Source organism: Curtobacterium sp. TXMA1 (genome assembly GCF_020162095.1).
GTDB lineage: Bacteria > Actinomycetota > Actinomycetes > Actinomycetales > Microbacteriaceae > Curtobacterium.
The window spans coordinates 2,402,280-2,417,474 of the sequence record NZ_CP083910.1 but is presented as its reverse complement, the minus strand read 5'-3'; the positions used below and the strand labels follow the sequence as shown (position 1 = coordinate 2,417,474).

At 72.8% G+C, this 15,195-nt stretch carries 16 protein-coding genes; 11 read left to right on the top strand and 5 right to left on the bottom strand.

Annotated elements, in window-relative coordinates:
* The first annotated feature begins 18 nt into the window (after positions 1-18).
* Positions 19-510, top strand: coding sequence for a 2'-5' RNA ligase family protein (locus LCG91_RS11420; protein WP_058729178.1), 492 nt, complete (start codon positions 19-21; stop codon positions 508-510).
* A 109-nt stretch (positions 511-619) separates the two neighbouring features.
* Here the strand turns inward: LCG91_RS11420 and LCG91_RS11415 are convergent, their stop codons facing one another.
* The 3 genes from LCG91_RS11415 to LCG91_RS11405 all read right to left on the bottom strand — a co-directional run bounded on the left by LCG91_RS11415 (position 620) and on the right by LCG91_RS11405 (position 3,865).
* Positions 620-1,867 carry a D-arabinono-1,4-lactone oxidase gene (locus LCG91_RS11415; RefSeq protein ID WP_224441428.1) on the bottom strand — a complete coding sequence of 416 codons (1,248 nt, stop codon included), beginning with the start codon at positions 1,865-1,867 and terminating at the stop codon, positions 620-622.
* A gap of 52 nt (positions 1,868-1,919) precedes the next feature.
* Positions 1,920-3,404 (bottom strand): MDR family MFS transporter, encoded by a 1,485-nt coding sequence (locus LCG91_RS11410; RefSeq protein WP_224441427.1) that lies wholly within the window; start codon positions 3,402-3,404, stop codon positions 1,920-1,922.
* Positions 3,405-3,583: 179 nt separating this feature from the next.
* Positions 3,584-3,865 (bottom strand): acylphosphatase, encoded by a 282-nt coding sequence (locus tag LCG91_RS11405; RefSeq protein WP_224441426.1) that lies wholly within the window; start codon positions 3,863-3,865, stop codon positions 3,584-3,586.
* 100 nt (positions 3,866-3,965) lie between these two features.
* On the opposite strand from LCG91_RS11405, the gene LCG91_RS11400 reads away from it, so the two are divergent.
* From LCG91_RS11400 to LCG91_RS11375, 6 genes are all read left to right on the top strand, one after another.
* A complete protein-coding gene (locus LCG91_RS11400) occupies positions 3,966-4,724 on the top strand; it encodes an NUDIX hydrolase (protein ID WP_082687616.1) in 759 nt (252 codons plus the stop codon).
* Positions 4,725-4,732: 8 nt separating this feature from the next.
* Entirely contained in the window at positions 4,733-6,004 is a 1,272-nt protein-coding gene (gene nadA, locus LCG91_RS11395) for a quinolinate synthase NadA (RefSeq protein WP_224441425.1), read from the top strand.
* 34 nt (positions 6,005-6,038) lie between these two features.
* Positions 6,039-7,814, top strand: a complete 1,776-nt coding sequence (locus LCG91_RS11390; RefSeq protein WP_224441424.1) for an L-aspartate oxidase — start codon at positions 6,039-6,041, stop codon at positions 7,812-7,814.
* Positions 7,811-8,779: a carboxylating nicotinate-nucleotide diphosphorylase gene (gene nadC / locus LCG91_RS11385; protein ID WP_224441423.1), complete on the top strand. Its 969-nt coding sequence runs from the start codon at positions 7,811-7,813 to the stop codon at positions 8,777-8,779. The genes LCG91_RS11390 and nadC overlap by 4 nt, the downstream gene beginning before the upstream one ends.
* 4 nt (positions 8,780-8,783) lie before the next feature.
* Complete coding sequence (locus LCG91_RS11380) at positions 8,784-9,968, top strand: cysteine desulfurase family protein (RefSeq protein WP_224441422.1); 1,185 nt, start codon at positions 8,784-8,786, stop codon at positions 9,966-9,968.
* A 70-nt stretch (positions 9,969-10,038) separates the two neighbouring features.
* The gene (locus LCG91_RS11375) at positions 10,039-10,308 is read left to right on the top strand and encodes a hypothetical protein (RefSeq protein WP_058729181.1); all 270 of its coding nucleotides are present in this window, start codon (positions 10,039-10,041) and stop codon (positions 10,306-10,308) included.
* Positions 10,309-10,550: 242 nt separating this feature from the next.
* Here LCG91_RS11375 and LCG91_RS11370 read toward each other — a convergent pair whose 3' ends face one another.
* A complete protein-coding gene (locus tag LCG91_RS11370; protein ID WP_058729182.1) occupies positions 10,551-11,018 on the bottom strand; it encodes an MSMEG_6728 family protein in 468 nt (155 codons plus the stop codon).
* A gap of 87 nt (positions 11,019-11,105) precedes the next feature.
* On the opposite strand from LCG91_RS11370, the gene LCG91_RS11365 reads away from it, so the two are divergent.
* Entirely contained in the window at positions 11,106-11,702 is a 597-nt protein-coding gene (locus tag LCG91_RS11365) for an NAD(P)H-dependent oxidoreductase (protein ID WP_224441421.1), read from the top strand.
* A gap of 200 nt (positions 11,703-11,902) precedes the next feature.
* On the opposite strand, the gene aroQ is transcribed toward LCG91_RS11365, so the two are convergent.
* Complete coding sequence (gene aroQ, locus LCG91_RS11360) at positions 11,903-12,382, bottom strand: type II 3-dehydroquinate dehydratase (RefSeq protein ID WP_224441420.1); 480 nt, start codon at positions 12,380-12,382, stop codon at positions 11,903-11,905.
* 137 nt (positions 12,383-12,519) lie between these two features.
* Here aroQ and LCG91_RS11355 point away from each other — a divergent pair, with 137 nt between their 5' ends.
* From LCG91_RS11355 to LCG91_RS11345, 3 genes are all read left to right on the top strand, one after another.
* The gene (locus tag LCG91_RS11355) at positions 12,520-14,190 is read left to right on the top strand and encodes a sodium:solute symporter family protein (RefSeq protein WP_224441419.1); all 1,671 of its coding nucleotides are present in this window, start codon (positions 12,520-12,522) and stop codon (positions 14,188-14,190) included.
* A gap of 24 nt (positions 14,191-14,214) precedes the next feature.
* Entirely contained in the window at positions 14,215-14,541 is a 327-nt protein-coding gene (locus tag LCG91_RS11350) for a hypothetical protein (protein ID WP_175416003.1), read from the top strand.
* Between the two features lie 229 nt (positions 14,542-14,770).
* Positions 14,771-15,178 (top strand): VOC family protein, encoded by a 408-nt coding sequence (locus LCG91_RS11345; protein ID WP_224443139.1) that lies wholly within the window; start codon positions 14,771-14,773, stop codon positions 15,176-15,178.
* Positions 15,179-15,195: the final 17 nt, after the last annotated feature.

The window sequence follows — 15,195 nt, the reverse complement described above, 5'->3', positions numbered from 1 at the left end:
CGTTGGTTGACTCGTGGTGTGCGCAGCATCGAACTCGTCCTCGACCCCGACTCCGACGCGGCCGTGCGTGCCGCGTGGGACGCCCTGACGGCGGCGGACCTGCCGAGCCTCGGCCGGTCGGGGACGAACGACCCGCACGTCACCCTCGCCGCCGGCGACGCACTGCCGGTCCCGGACGGCTTCGACGCACCCGTGCCGACGACGCTCCGGCTCGGGGGTCTCCTGCTGTTCGCCGCCGGTGCCGGGCGGTCCGTGCTCGTCCGAGCGGTCGTCGTGGACCCGGTGCTGTCGGCCTTCCACAGCGCGGTGCACCGGGTCGCACCGGACGCCGTGGGGACCTCGCTGCCCGGTGCCTGGTCGCCGCACGTCACCTTCGCCCGTCGGGTCCGCGACGAGGACCTGCCCGCCGCCGTCGCGACGCTGCGCGCGACCCCGCTGCCGGAGACCCTGACGGTCGGCGGGGTCCGCCACTGGGACGGCGGGACGAAGACGGTGACGCCCGTCGGGTGACGGACGGCGATGCGCTCGGCACGAGACGGACGGGCGGTCCCGTGCTCGTCGCGCGACGGACGGTCCCGTGCTCGTCGCGCGACGGGCGGTCCCGGTCGGGAGGCGCGGCTCAGGTCCGCAGCACCCGCTCACCGAACGCGGACGCGAACACCCGCTCCGGGTCGGCCGTCGCCACCAGCCGCCGGAAGTCGGCCAGTCGCGGCCAGAGCGCCTCGACCGCACCGGTGTCGAGCGAGCTCGTCTTGCCCCAGTGCGGTCGCCCGTCGAACGGCGCGAGACGTGCCTCGAGGTCCGGCAGCAGCGCCGCGACGGACTCGGGGTGCTTCCGCCAGGTGAACGCGATGCAGAGCACGTCCTCGCCCTGCGTCGGGCTCAACCAGAACGGATCGGCGGCCATCGTCCGGAGTTCGCAGACGTGCAGGTGCGGCTGGACCCGGTCGGCCAGTCCGCGGAGGGCCTCGAGCGCCGCGGCCGCGTGCCGGAGCGGGACGAAGTGCTCGCTCTGCACCTCGGACCCGACGCTCGGCACGGCGTCGACGGGGAAGTGCGGCAGCCGGTCCCACCACGGTCCGACCGCGCCGTCGCGGGCGGTGAGGTGCCCGTCCGCCGGGCGTCCCGGGAGCCTCGGTGCGCCGAGCAGTTCCTCCGGCACCTCGACGTCGTCGGCGCCGTCCGGCACGCGGGACTTCAGCAGCACCTCGCCGATCTCGTCGCCGAACACGGTGTAGGAGCACACGGAGTAGGCGGCCGCGTGGACGTCGGCCACGTGCGCGACGAACCGCTCCCAGGGGATCGGACCGAAGGAGTCCTGACGCATGCGGTAGGTCGGTTCGACGTCCACCTCGACGCGCGTCACGATGCCGAGCAGCCCGAGGTGCAGCACGGCCCCGTCGAAGTCGTCGTCGCCGCGGCGGACGGTGCGCACGGAGCCGTCCGCGCCGAGGAGCTCGAAGGACCGGACGGCGGTGCTCAGCGACCCGAGCGTCGTGCCGGAGCCGTGCGTGCCGGTGGCGATCGCACCACCGAGCGAGACGTGCGGCAACGAGCCGGTGTTGTGCAGGGCGACCCCGGCGGCGTCGAGGTCCGGGGCGACGATGCCGTAACGCGTGCCGGCCCCCATCGACGCCGTGCCGGCGTCGGTGTCCACGACCAGGTCGGTGGGGAGCCCGGTCAGGTCGAGCAGCACCCCGCTGGCGTCCGCGACGTCGTTGAACGAGTGCCGGGTGCCGAGCCCGTGCACCCGGCGGGACCGCGCGACGATCTCCGCGGCCTCCTCCAGCGAGCGCGGACGTTCCACCCGTTCGGCCGAGTAGGTGACCGTGCCGGACCAGTTGACCTCGCTCGCCGTCGACCGCATGCCGCCCACGATGCCACGCCGTCGTCGACGGGGCACCGCGCACCAGCGCAGGTCAGTGCATCGCGGGAGCGCCGGCGGGGGCGCCCTCGGGCGTCGCGGGGCGGCGGACGAACGCCGACGTCAGGATGCCGACCAGCGAGATGACCCCACCGACCAGGAACGCCGTCTGCACGCCCGAGGCGGTCGCTGCGGCGATCCCGGCCGCGTCGGCGTCGGCACCCGCGGTGGCGGCACCGATCGTGAGGAGCGTGACGAAGAGCGCCGTGCCGGCCGCACCCGCGAGCTGCTGGGTCGTGCCGAGCACCGCGCTGCCGTGCGAGTACAGCTTCGGCGGCAGGCCCCCGAGCGCGGCGGTGAACAGCGGCGTGAAGGTCAGCGCGAGCCCGATGCTCAGCACGACGTGGGCGCCGAGGACGAACCACACGCTCGTGTCCACGCCGACCGTGGAGAGCGCCCACAGCACCGCGCTGATGATGATCGAGCCCGGCACGAGCAGCACCCGGGGACCGCGGCGGTCGTAGATGCGCCCGACGACGGGGGAGAGCAGCCCCATCAGCAGACCACCGGGCAGCAGCAGGAGCCCGACGGTCAGGACCTCGAGCCCGAGCACGCGCTCGAGGTAGATCGGCAGCAGGATGAGCGTGCCGAACATCGCCATGAAGCTGATGCCCATCGCCACGATCGGGACGGTGAAGCCCTTCGTGCGGAAGGTACGGAGGTCGAGCAGGGCACTGTCCGTGCGCTGCAGGCGGGTCTGCCGGACGACGAAGAACGCCAGTGCCGCGAAGCCCACCACCAGGGCGAGGACGGGGACGAGCGGACCGGTCGACCCGGCCTCGCCGAAGCTCGACAGCCCGAAGACGATCCCGCCGAACGCGACGGCGGAGACCACGACCGACAGGACGTCGAGCGGCGCACGACGGGGTGTGGTGACGTTGCGGACCTTGAGGATGCCGAGCACGAGCGCGGCGACGGCGATCGGCAGCACGAACCCGAACAGCCAGCGCCACGAGAACGCGTTGAGGATCAGGCCGGAGATGGTCGGACCGACGGCCGGCGCGACCGAGATGACGATCGAGATGTTGCCCATGATCCGGCCGCGGTGCGCCGGCTCGACCAGGTTGAGGACGGTCGTCATGAGCAGCGGCATCATGATCGCGGTGCCGCTCGCCTGCACGATGCGGCCGACGAGCAGCACGGGGAACCCGGGTGCGGCCAGGGCGACGAGCGTGCCGAGCGAGAAGAGCGCCATCGCCGCGATGAAGACCTGCCGGGTGCTGAAGCGCTGCAGCAGGAACCCGGTGACCGGGATCACGACGGCCATGGTCAGCAGGAAGCCCGTGGTGAGCCACTGCCCCGTCGCTGCGGAGATGTCGAGGTCCTCCATGAGCCGCGGCAGCGCCACACCCATGATCGTCTCGTTGAGGATGACGACGAACGCCGAGACGAGCAGCAGCCCGATCACGAGCCTGGTCTCACCGGCGGAGGGCTGCGAGACGCTCCCGGTGCGCGGGGCGGAATCGACGGCCTGGGTCATGCGGGGCTCCTGGGGAGTGACGGCGTGCAGAGGGGGCGCGGACTGCGCAGACGAGGCAACAGCCTGAACGGATCCGAGTATTCCGCTTCCGTGTGTCGTCCTCGTGAACGGACCGAGCCGCGGACCGAGCGCACGGACCGAGCGCACGGACCGGATGCGCGGCGCGACCCCGCCCGCGGTCAGCGCAGGATCGCGAACCCGTCCCCGTCGCCGTGCGGCACGACGCTGCGCCGGGCGACGTCGGTCACCGTGGCCGTCGGCGGGCCGGTGCGCAGGAACGCCATGAGCGCCTCCACGGACTCGGACGGCCCCTCGGCCTCGACTTCGACCGTCCCGTCGAACAGGTTCCTGGCGTACCCGTCGAGCTCCAGCCCGTCTGCCTTGCGTGCGGTCCAGTACCGGAAGCCGACCCCCTGCACCGAGCCGGACACCACGGCGTGCACCCTCGTCACCGTCGTCATGCCGTCAATGTAGGCACGCGGGGTCCCCGGTGCGTTACGGGTCTGTTCCGGTCTCGTGAACGGTGATAGTGTCAACCCAACCCGAACACTTCGAGTCACCATGACACAAACTGATCCCACCAGCATCCGCGTCGCGGTCTCCACCGTGATCGTCGCCCTGCGCCCGCACCCCGACACCGGGGCCCCGGCGCTGTGGATGCCGCTGGTGCGCCGCGTGGCCGACCCGTTCGAAGGCTCGTGGGCGCTGCCGGGCGGCTGGGTCGGTCCTGACGAGGGGCTCGAGGACTCCGCTGCCGCACGCCTGCGCGAGACGACGAACGTGCAACCGCGGTACCTGGAGCAGCTCTACGCGTTCGGCGACGTCGACCGCTCGCCGAGCCGGGTCGTGTCCATCGTCTACTGGGCGCTCGTGCACCCGGACGAGGCCGAGTCCGTCCCCGACGACTGGAACGTCCGGTGGTTCCTGGCCGACGAGCACCCGGCGCTCGCGTTCGACCACGACCGCATCGTCGAGTACGCCCTCTGGCGACTGCGCAACAAGATGTCGTACTCGCGCATCGCGCAGGCCTTCCTCGGCGACCGCTTCACCCTCGCCGAGCTCCGCGGTGTGTACGAGGCGGTGCTCGGCCGCACCCTCGACCCCGCGAACTTCCGCCGACAGGTCGAGCGGACCGACGCGATCCTGCCCACCGACGAGACCACGAGCGGCGACCGGCACCGGCCGGCCCGGCTGTACCGCTCGAACCCCGACCTGGCCTACGCGGACAACGGTCCGCTGACCGACACCACGACCCGGACCACGCCCGGGGCCACGACCCTGGCCACGGTCCTGCCGCCGTGGTCCACCTCGAACCGATAGGAACCACCGTGTCCATCGCCGTCACCATCGAGCGCATCTCCAACGGCGCCGTCGCGGGCAGCACCTGCACGCCCGACCTCGCCGCACCGACGTGGGACTTCGACAGCCGTCCCGGCTACGGTCCCGGCTCGTCGATGTCCGACGTCATCCCCACCTCGGCACCGCGACAGGGGCAGCTCCCGGACGAGTACAAGACCGCGAGCGACGACGAGCTGCACGGCCGCATCGAACGGGCGAAAGCGACGCTGGGGGACAGGGTCGTCGTGCTCGGGCACTTCTACCAGCGCGACGAGGTCGTCCGGCACGCGGACTTCCTCGGCGACTCGTTCCAGCTGGCCAACGCCGCCCTGACGAAGCCGGACGCCGAGGCCATCGTGTTCTGCGGCGTGCACTTCATGGCGGAGACGGCGGACATCCTCGCCCGCGACGACCAGCGCGTGATCCTGCCGAACCTCGCCGCCGGCTGCTCCATGGCGGACATGGCCGACATCGACAGCGTCGAGGCCGCGTGGGCCGAGCTCACCGCCGTCTACGGCACGGCGCCCGACGCCGACGGCCGCGTCCCGGTCATCCCGGTCACGTACATGAACTCCGCCGCCGACCTCAAGGCGTTCTGCGGCCGGAACGGCGGGATCGTCTGCACGTCGTCGAACGCGGCGACCGTCCTCGAGTGGGCGTTCGAGCGCGGGCAGCGCGTGCTGTTCTTCCCCGACCAGCACCTCGGCCGGAACACCGCGAAGGCGATGGGGATCAGCACCGACCGCATGCCGATGTGGAACCCCCGCAAGGCCCTCGGCGGCAACGACGAGCAGACCCTGCTCGACGCGCAGGTGGTCCTCTGGCACGGCTTCTGCTCGGTGCACCGCCGCTTCACGGTCGAGCAGATCGAGCAGGCCCGGCGCGAGGACCCGGGCGTGCAGGTCATCGTGCACCCCGAGTGCCCGATGGCGGTCGTCGACGCCGCGGACGCCGCCGGCAGCACCGACCTCATCCGGCGCACGGTCGCAGCCGCCACCGAGCCGACGTCGTTCGCGATCGGCACCGAGATCAACATGGTGAACCGGCTCGCCGCCGAGCACCCGCAGCACCGGATCACCTGCCTCGACCCGGTCGTCTGCCCCTGCTCGACGATGTACCGGATCCACCCGGGCTACCTCGCCTGGGTGCTCGAGGCCCTCGTCCGCGGAGAGGTCCTCAACGAGATCACGGTCCCCACCGACGTGCAGGCCGACGCCAGGGTCGCGCTCGAGCGCATGCTCGCCGCGAAGCCCCGCGGCTGACGGTCCGGCGACCGAGGACACCGAGGACCGCACCGTGCACGTCGTCATCGTCGGGTCCGGCATCGCCGGGCTCACCGCCGCGATCCGCGCCAGCGCCCGCCACGACGTCACCCTGGTGACGAAGGGCGGACTCGCCGACGGCGCCACCGCCGCCGCGCAGGGCGGCATCGCCGTCGCGCTCGGTGCCGACGACACCGTCGCCCTGCACGAGCACGACACGCACACCGCCGCCGTCGGGAGTGCCGACGCGCGTGCCGTCGCACTGCTCTGCGCCGACGGGCCCGCGCGCGTCCGCGACCTGCTCGCACTGGGCGTGCCGTTCGACCGGACGACCGACCTGGACTCGCTCGACCGTCACGGCGACGACCTCGCCCGCGGGCGCGAGGCCGCGCACGGGCGCTGGCGGGTCGTGCACGCCGACGGCGACGCCACCGGGGCGGCCGTCGAACGCACCCTCGTCGCCGCCCTGCTCCGACGGCACGTCACCGTGCTGGAGCGCACCTGCCTCACCGACCTCGTCGTCCGCGACGGCGCGGTCGTCGGCGTCGACGTGCTCGACCTGCTCGGCGAGCCCCGCCGGATCGACGCCGACGCGGTCGTGCTCGCCTCCGGCGGTGCCGGACACCTGTACCGGGAGACGACGGCCCCGCTGGTCGCGACGGGGGACGGGGTCGCCGCCGCCTGGCGCGCCGGTGCCGTCCTCGCCGACCTGGAGTTCGTCCAGTTCCACCCGACCCGGCTGGCCGTCCCGGACGGCGGGCTCCTGTCCGAGGCGGTCCGTGGCGAGGGCGCCGTCCTCCGCGACGCGACCGGCCGGCGCTTCATGACCGCCGTGCACCCGGACGCCGAACTCGCCCCGCGCGACGTGGTCGCCCGCGGCATCGCGGCCACCGTCCGCGACCAGGGCGGCGCCCCCGTGCTCCTCGACGCGACGGGGCTCGGCGCGGACCGGCTCGTCGCGCGCTTCCCCGGGCTGACCCGCGCCACCCGTGCGGCCGGCTTCGACTGGACCCGCGAGGGCGTGCCGGTCGCCCCCGCCGCGCACTACGCGATGGGTGGGATCGCCACCGACAGCGAGGGCCGCACGAGCCTGCCCGGACTCCTCGCCGTCGGTGAGGCCGCCTGCACCGGCGTCCACGGCGCCAACCGCCTCGCGTCGAACTCGCTGCTCGAGGGCCTCGTGTTCGGCGTGCGAACCGCCGACGCAATCGGTGCACCGCGACCGGCGCAGTTGCGCCTGCGCGGCGACGCGACCCTGCCGGTGCACACCGTGCCCGACGACCGGGTGGGCGACGTGGCGGACCCGCGTGGTGCCTCCCGGCCGGACGGAACGGGACCGGACACGACGGAGCAGCACACGACCGTCCCGGACGCAACGCCGTACCGGACCGACCGCGATCGACGGACTGGAGGCACAGCCCACCTCGACCGTGCCGCCCACCTCCGGCAGGCGGTGCAGACCGAGATGACGGAGCGGGTCGGTCTGCTCCGTGACGCGGACGGACTGGCGGCCGCGCGTCGCGCACTCGCCGCCCTGCGTCCGCCGGTGGCGCGTTCGGTGCGGGACCACGAGGACCGCGCCCTGCTCGACCTGGCGCGGATCACGGCGCTCGCCGCCGAGGCCCGCACCGAGTCCCGCGGCGCGCACGCCCGGACCGACCACCCGGACACCGACCCGTCCGCGCCGGTGTCCGTCGGCTGGGGCCGCGCCGTCGCCACGGGGAGCGCCCCGGTCGACCGCGCCGACCGACCCGTCAGCACCACGCCGTCCGACAGCACCGCCCCCGTCCAGCAGGGAGTCCCCGCATGACCACCACCGTCCCCGCAGCCGCCGGTGCCACCGCCGCGTCCGGCGTCCGTCCCGCCGGACCGTCCGACCCCGGGGCGATCCCGCCGCACGCCCTGCGGCGTGTGATCGAGACCGCGCTCGAGGAGGACGCGCCGTGGGGCGACGTCACCAGCGAGACGCTCATCCCCGTCGACGCCCGGGCGACCGCGACCCTGGCCGCCCGCGAGCCCGGCGTGCTGTCCGGCGGTGCGGTGTTCGCGGCCGTGATGCACGCCGTCGACCCCGCGGTGCGGACCGAGCTGCACCTCGCCGACGGCGCGACCTTCGCGGCCGGGCAGGTGCTGGCGACCGTCGAGGGACCCGCGCGCTCGGTCCTGCGCGCCGAGCGCGTCGGGCTCAACCTCGTGCAGCGGATGTCCGGCATCGCGACGGTCACCGCGCGGTACGTCGCAGCGGTCGCGGGGACGGGGACCCGGATCGCCGACACCCGCAAGACGACGCCGGGCCTCCGTGCGGTCGAGCGGTACGCCGTGCGCTGCGGGGGCGGGCACAACCACCGGAACTCGCTGTCCGACGCCGTCCTCGCCAAGGACAACCACCTGGCCGTGCTGCTCGCCGGCGGCACCCCGATCGGCGACGCCGTGCGTGACGCCCGCCGTCGTCTCGGGCACACGGTGCACCTCGAGGTCGAGGTGGACCGGCTCGACCAGGTCGAGGCCGTGGTGTCCGCCGGGGTCGACACGATCATGCTCGACAACTTCACAGTGGAGCAGCTCGTCGAGGGCGTGCACCAGGTCGCCGGCCGCGCCCTCGTCGAGGCCTCGGGTGGCGTGTCGCTCGAGACCGTCGGCGCGATCGCGCGGACCGGGGTGGACGTCGTCTCGGTCGGGGCACTGACCCACTCGGCCCGGGCGCTCGACCTCGGGCTCGACGTCGACGTGACCGGCGCGTCCGCCGGTGGCGACGTCGACGCGACCGGCGCCTGACGCGGTGTTCTACCTCGACCGCGCCGCGACCACGCCGGTCCGCCGCGAGGTCCTCGAGGCCATGTGGCCGTACCTGACGGGCGTGTTCGGCAACCCGTCCTCGACGCACGGGGTCGGCGACGCTGCGGCACGGGGGCTCGCCGACGCCCGCGCGACGATCGCCCGGTTCCTCGGGTGCCGGCCGGGCGAGGTCGTCCTGACCACCGGCGGCACCGAGGGCGCGAACACCGCCGTGAAGGGGATCGCACTCGCGGCACCCCGTGGCCGGCACGTCGTGACGAGCGCGATCGAGCACGAGGCGGTCCTCGAGAGCTGCCGGTACCTGGAGCGCCACCACGGTTTCACGGTCACGCTGGTGCCGGTCGAGCACGACGGGACGGTGACGCCCGAGGCGCTCGCGCGGGCCGTCCGTCCGGACACCACCCTCGTCTCGGTGGCGCACGCCGACAACGAGATCGGCACCGTGCAGGACCTGCCGGCACTCGCGGCGGTCGCGCACGGAGTCGGCGCCCGGTTCCACACCGACGCGGTGCAGAGCGCGCCGTGGCTGCCGATCGGGCTCGACCGGCTCGGCGTCGACGCGGTCTCGTTCTCCGGGCACAAGCTCGGCGCGCCGAAGGGCACCGGTGCGCTGGCCGTCCGGGGCGGTGTGCCGCTCGAGCCGCTGCTGCACGGCGGGGGACAGGAGCGGGGGAGACGGTCCGGCACCGAGGACGTCGCGGGAGCGGTCGCCCTCGCGACGGCGGTGTCGCTCGTCGAGGGCTCCCGGGACGCCGACGCCGACCGGGCGACGACGACCCGCGACGCCGTCATCGAGGGGGTCCTGGCGTCGGTCCCCGGTGCCGTGCTGACCGGAGCCGCGCCGACCCTGCCCGGCGCGCGTCGGCTCCCGGGGCACGCTTCGTTCTGCTTCCCGGCGGTGCCCGGCGGCCCCGCGGCGGTCAACGGCGAGACCGTGCTGCTCGAGCTCGAGGCACGTGACGTGGTGTCCTCGTCAGGCAGTGCCTGTGCCGCGGGGAGCACCGAGGCCTCGCACGTCCTCACCGCGATCGGCCTCCCGGAGGACACCGCACGGACGGCCCTGCGACTCACGTTCGACGCCGGACTGGCCGAGGCGGACGTGCCCGTGGTCGTGGGCGCGGTCGCCGCGTCGGTCGTGGCCGTCCGCGAGCTCGGAGGGGTGTACTAGACGTTCTCCTCCACAGTTGGGGTGGTGTCCCCCCTTCTGCGGACAGCGATCCTCCGTCACCATGGACCACATGGCGAACGCGATCACGACTCGACTCCGACGGGAGACCCCCTTCCGGGCGGTCCAGCTCCTGCCGGCGCCGGCGACCGTGGTGGCACTCGCCCTCGCCGCGCAGCACGACCTCGGCAGTGCCCCGCTCGGGGTGATCGCGACCGTGGGTGCACTCGCCACCGTCGCGAGCGCCCTGCTCCCGGCCGTCGGCACCGCGGCGATCCGTCGAACCCTGCCCGCACCGAGCGAGGCGGACCGGTACCGGGGGGACGTCGAACAGCCCTGGTGACCTGACCCGAAGCCAGCACCGCGCGGCCCCGTCCCCCCCTCTGGGGCCCGCGGTGCTCCTGACCGGACGTGGTACCCCTGACCGCGTCCGGCGCCGGACACGACATCCCCTGTCGTCGTGTCCGAGCGGCCACCGCGCCCGTCGTGGACGCGGCGCCGGACCCTGACCGGCGCCGCACCCCCCTGTCAGTCCACGGCGGGCCGCGGTGGCGTCGCCTGGGCAGCCTTCGCTCGGCCCTCCGGTCAGTGCGTCGGCGCGGGCGGTTCCGGTACGCCGGGCCAGACGTAGTCCAGGTCGTCGGGCACGTCGGGGAACAGCGGACGGTAGTGCTCCGGCGCCTTCTGCACGAGCTTCGAGCGGTGTGACTCGTGGACCGCCGGGTCGGCGTTCCACGCGGGCACGGCGAAGTCCCCTCGCTCGTACGCCACCAGGTCCTCGGGGACCAGCCCGAGGTCGGCCAGCGTCTTCTCGAGGCAGGTGTCGGCGTGCCCGCGCTCGAGCCACACCCGGCACGTCGCGTCCTGGTACGCCATGAGTGCCGGGCGGTACCCCCGCCACATCGCGACGACCGGGTGGCGCTGCCAGCCGTAGTCCGGCAGGGTCAGCGCCCGCATCACCTGCAGGGTCTCGACGCGCTGCTTGCCGAGCCGCTTGTCGTCGAGCACCTCGGCCGAGGCGCGGAAGTCGGCGTAGGGCAGGAACGTCTGCATCCACCGGACGGTACGCCGGGCCGCTGGCACGCGACACAAGTCGTCACACCCGGGCGGTCACCCCGACGACGTGTGAGCATCGAGCGCATGGACGGAGCACTCGTCGTCGGCGTCAGCGGCAGCCCATCGGACCCCTCGCGCACCTCGACCCTGGTCGCGGCGACCGTCGCGCGCCTGGCGGAGGACCTGCCGGACGCGCGGACCGCGCAGGTCGAGATCGGCCCCCTGCTCGCGGACCTCGGCGCCGCGCCCTCCCGCGAGGCGATGTCGGCCGAGACCCGACGGGCACTCGAGACCGTCGAGGCGGCGGACGTGCTCGTCGTCGGCAGCCCGGCGTTCCGCGCGGCGTACTCGGGTGCCTTCAAGCTCTTCTTCGACTGGGTGGGGCAGTACGACCTGGTCGACACCCCGGTGCTCCTGACCGCCACGGGCGGCAGCGACCGACACGCGCTGCTCGTCGAGCACCAGATGCGACCGCTGTTCGGCTTCTTCCAGTCGACGACGCTGCCGCTCGGCGTGTTCGGCAACGAGCGGGACTTCACCAGGCGCGAGGGCGGGTACGACCTCGCCAGCGTCGACCTCGAGCTGCGCATCGACCAGGCCGTCCGACGGGCGCTGCCGATCGTCCGCGGGGGCTTCGCCGCCGTCGGCGCCGACGACGTCCGGCGCCCCGCCGACTTCTAGCCGCTCCGGCCGGCGCTGCCGCCCGCGGTCGCACGACGCGCCGCCGGTGGTCGTTCGGGTCGCAGGGCTCGCCGTCGCGGCGGAAGGTGAGCGGCAGGTCGTGCGACCACCGGTGCCCACGCCCGCGGTCGCACGACGCGGCTGGGCCGAGCAGGTCGGACGGGAGGCGCGGGGCGGGCGGGCGCCGTGCCTCCCGTCCGTCAGTCGGTGGGGTCCGCCACCAGGGTCGCGACGTGCGCGACGGCCAGCCGGTAGCCGTCGGCGCCCGCGCCGGCGATGACCGCCGTCGCGGCGGTCGCCACGTGGTCGACGTGCCGGAACTGCTCGCGCTTCCACGTGTTCGACAGGTGCACCTCGACCACGGGGACGCTGAGCGCCTCGACGGCGTCGTGGAGCGCGACCGAGGTGTGCGCGTAGGCGGCGGGGTTGATCACGACCCCGACGAAGTCGTCGAGCGCCTCGTGCAGCCACTCGACGAGCTCGCCCTCGCGGTTGGTCTGCCGGAAGTCCGCCTCGAGCCCGTGCACGGCGCACTCGGTGTGCACGATCGCCTCGAGCTCGGCGAGCGTCACCGTGCCGTACTGGGCGGGGTCGCGACGCCCGAGGATGTCGAGGTTGGGCCCGTTCAGGACGAGGATCCGCCGCGGGCGTGTCGTGGTGTCGGTGACCGGCTCGCTCATGGGGGAGAGCCTACCGAGCGACCGGGGCGCGGCCACGGTGACGGGTGTGCCGGGTGTGTGAACGGTCACATCGCGGTGTAACGTTCCCGTCCGGGTCGGCGCAGTTGCCGACTGCAACACACTGATGTGGAGATCGCATGGTTCTCGCTGCGGCGACCAACGGGATCCGGCTCGAACTGGGCTGGGTCGACTACTTGATGATCATCGTGTACTTCGCGGTGGTCATCGGCATCGGGTTCACCGCCCGCAAGCAGGTGCGGACGAGCATGGACTTCTTCCTGTCCGGCCGCTCGATGCCGGCGTGGATCACGGGGCTGGCCTTCGTGTCCGCGAACCTCGGCGCGACCGAGATCCTCGGCATGGCGGCGAACGGTGCGCAGATCGGCATGGCGACGCTGCACTACTACCTCATCGGCGCGGTGCCGGCGATGGTGTTCCTCGGGCTCGTGATGATGCCGTTCTACTACGGCTCCAAGGTCCGCTCGGTGCCGGAGTTCATGCTCCGCCGCTTCGGCAAGGCGCCGCACCTGGTGAACTCGATCGCGTTCGCGGTGTCGAACGTGCTCATCGCCGGCATCAACCTCTACGCGATGGCGATCGTCATCGAGGCGATGCTCGGCTGGCCGGAGTGGCTGGCCATCCTGGTGTCGGCCGCGTTCGTGCTCGCGTACATCACCCTCGGCGGCCTGAGCAGCGCGATCTACAACGAGGTCATGCAATTCTTCGTGATCATCGCCGGCCTCGTGCCGCTGACGATCGTCGGCCTGCACCGCGTCGGCGGGTGGGGCGGCCTCACCGAGGCGATCAAGCGGACCCAGGGCGTGCAGCACCTGCAGACCTGGACCGGCACCGGCATCGGCGACGTCACGAACCCGATCGGTGCGAACTGGCTCGCCATCGTGCTCGGCCTCGGCTTCGTGCTCTCCTTCGGCTACTGGACGACGAACTTCACCGAGGTGCAGCGCGCGTTCTCGGCGAAGAACATGTCCGCCGCCCGCCGGACCCCGCTCATCGCGGCGATCCCGAAGCTCTTCATCCCGTTCATCGTCGTGGTCCCGGGCCTCATCGCCGCGGCCGTCGTCGGCAACCAGTTCGCCTCCGGCGAGTTGACCTACAACGACGCGATCCCGAAGCTCATCCAGATGTACCTGCCGACCGGCGTGCTCGGCATCGCGGTAACGGGCCTCCTCGCCTCGTTCATGGCCGGCATGGCGGCGAACGTCTCCTCGTTCAACACGGTGTTCACGTACGACATCTGGCAGCGCTACATCAAGCCGAACATGCCCGACCTGCACTACCTGAAGACCGGCCGCTGGGTCACGGTCGTCGGTGTGGTCGTCGGCATCGGCACGGCGTTCCTCGCCGCGCAGGCCGGCAACATCATGACCTACATGCAGACGCTGTTCTCGTTCTTCAACGCACCGCTCTTCGGCGTCTTCATCCTCGGCCTGCTCTGGAAGCGGATGACCACGCAGGGCGCGCTCTGGGCCTACGTGCTCGGCATCGTCACGCCGACGATCACCTGGATCGCGTACCTGGTGGACCCGTCGCTCTTCTCGACGGCGACCGCCGAGACGATGTACGGCGCGATCATCTCCTTCGTCACGGTGCTCGTCGTCGGCGTGCTCGTCTCGCTCGCCACGAAGCCGAAGGACGTGTCCGAGCTCGGCGGCCTGGTCTACGGCGTCGGCAAGATCGACATGACCGCCGGTGCCGTCGCGACCGACACCGCCTGGTACCGCTCGCCCGCGCTGCTCGGCACCGTCGCGCTCGTGCTGTGCGTCGCCCTCTACCTGCCGTTCCTCTAGGCCCGGACCCGAAGGAGTACTCCCATGCGTGAGGACACCACGAAGCTCACCGAGGAGCAGGCGGCCCTCGTCCGCTCCACCCGTCGACTCGACCTGCGCCGCATCCTCGGCGGCCTGTTCGTGCTCTACGGGGTCATCACCACGATCGTCGGCATCGTCCACTGGGACACCGACCCCGAGAAGACCGGCGGCATCCACATCAACCTGTGGGTCGGGCTCTCGCTGCTCGTCGGCGGGCTGCTCTTCTTCCTGTGGGACCGGCTGAACCCGGTGCCGGCGGAGGACATCGTCGGTCAGGCCGAGGCCGAGGCCGACCAGCGCGCCGCCGGCGAGGGGCGCGAGCGAGCCTGACCTGTCGCTGCGCGGTGCGGCGCCCGCCCGGCGAGAACGGGCGTACCGGGTGAGAACGGGCGTACCAGGTCGGACGATACGACCAGGTACGCCCGTTCTCGCTTTCCATCTCGGGCGTTCTGGGAAGGAACGAGCGGCCGGGAGGTGGATCGTTGCGGGACGGAACGGTTGCACTCCTCGGGCGCCTGCGCCAGGTTGGTGCTCGACGAAGGGATCCGCCGTGGAACAGATGGTCTTCATCAACCTGCCGGTCGCCGACCTCGACCGGGCGGTCGGCTTCTACGAGGCGCTCGGGTACTCGGTGAACCCCGACTTCACCGACGAGACCGCCGCGTGCATCGTGGTGAGCAGCACCGTGTACGTGATGCTCCTCACCCATGCCAAGTTCCGCGAGTTCACGGACAAGACGATCGCCGACCCGGGCACGATCGAGGTCATCAACTCCCTCAGTGCCGCGTCGAAGGACGAGGTGCACCGCATCGTGGACGCCGCCGTCATGGCCGGCGGGAACGAGGACCGCCCGGAGACCGATTACGGCTCCATGTACCAGCGGAGCTTCACCGACCCGGACGGCCACCGGTGGGAGTACGTCTGGATGGACCAGTCGGCGATGACCGACGGGGACGACCAGGAGTGACGTCCCTGTCGGTGCCG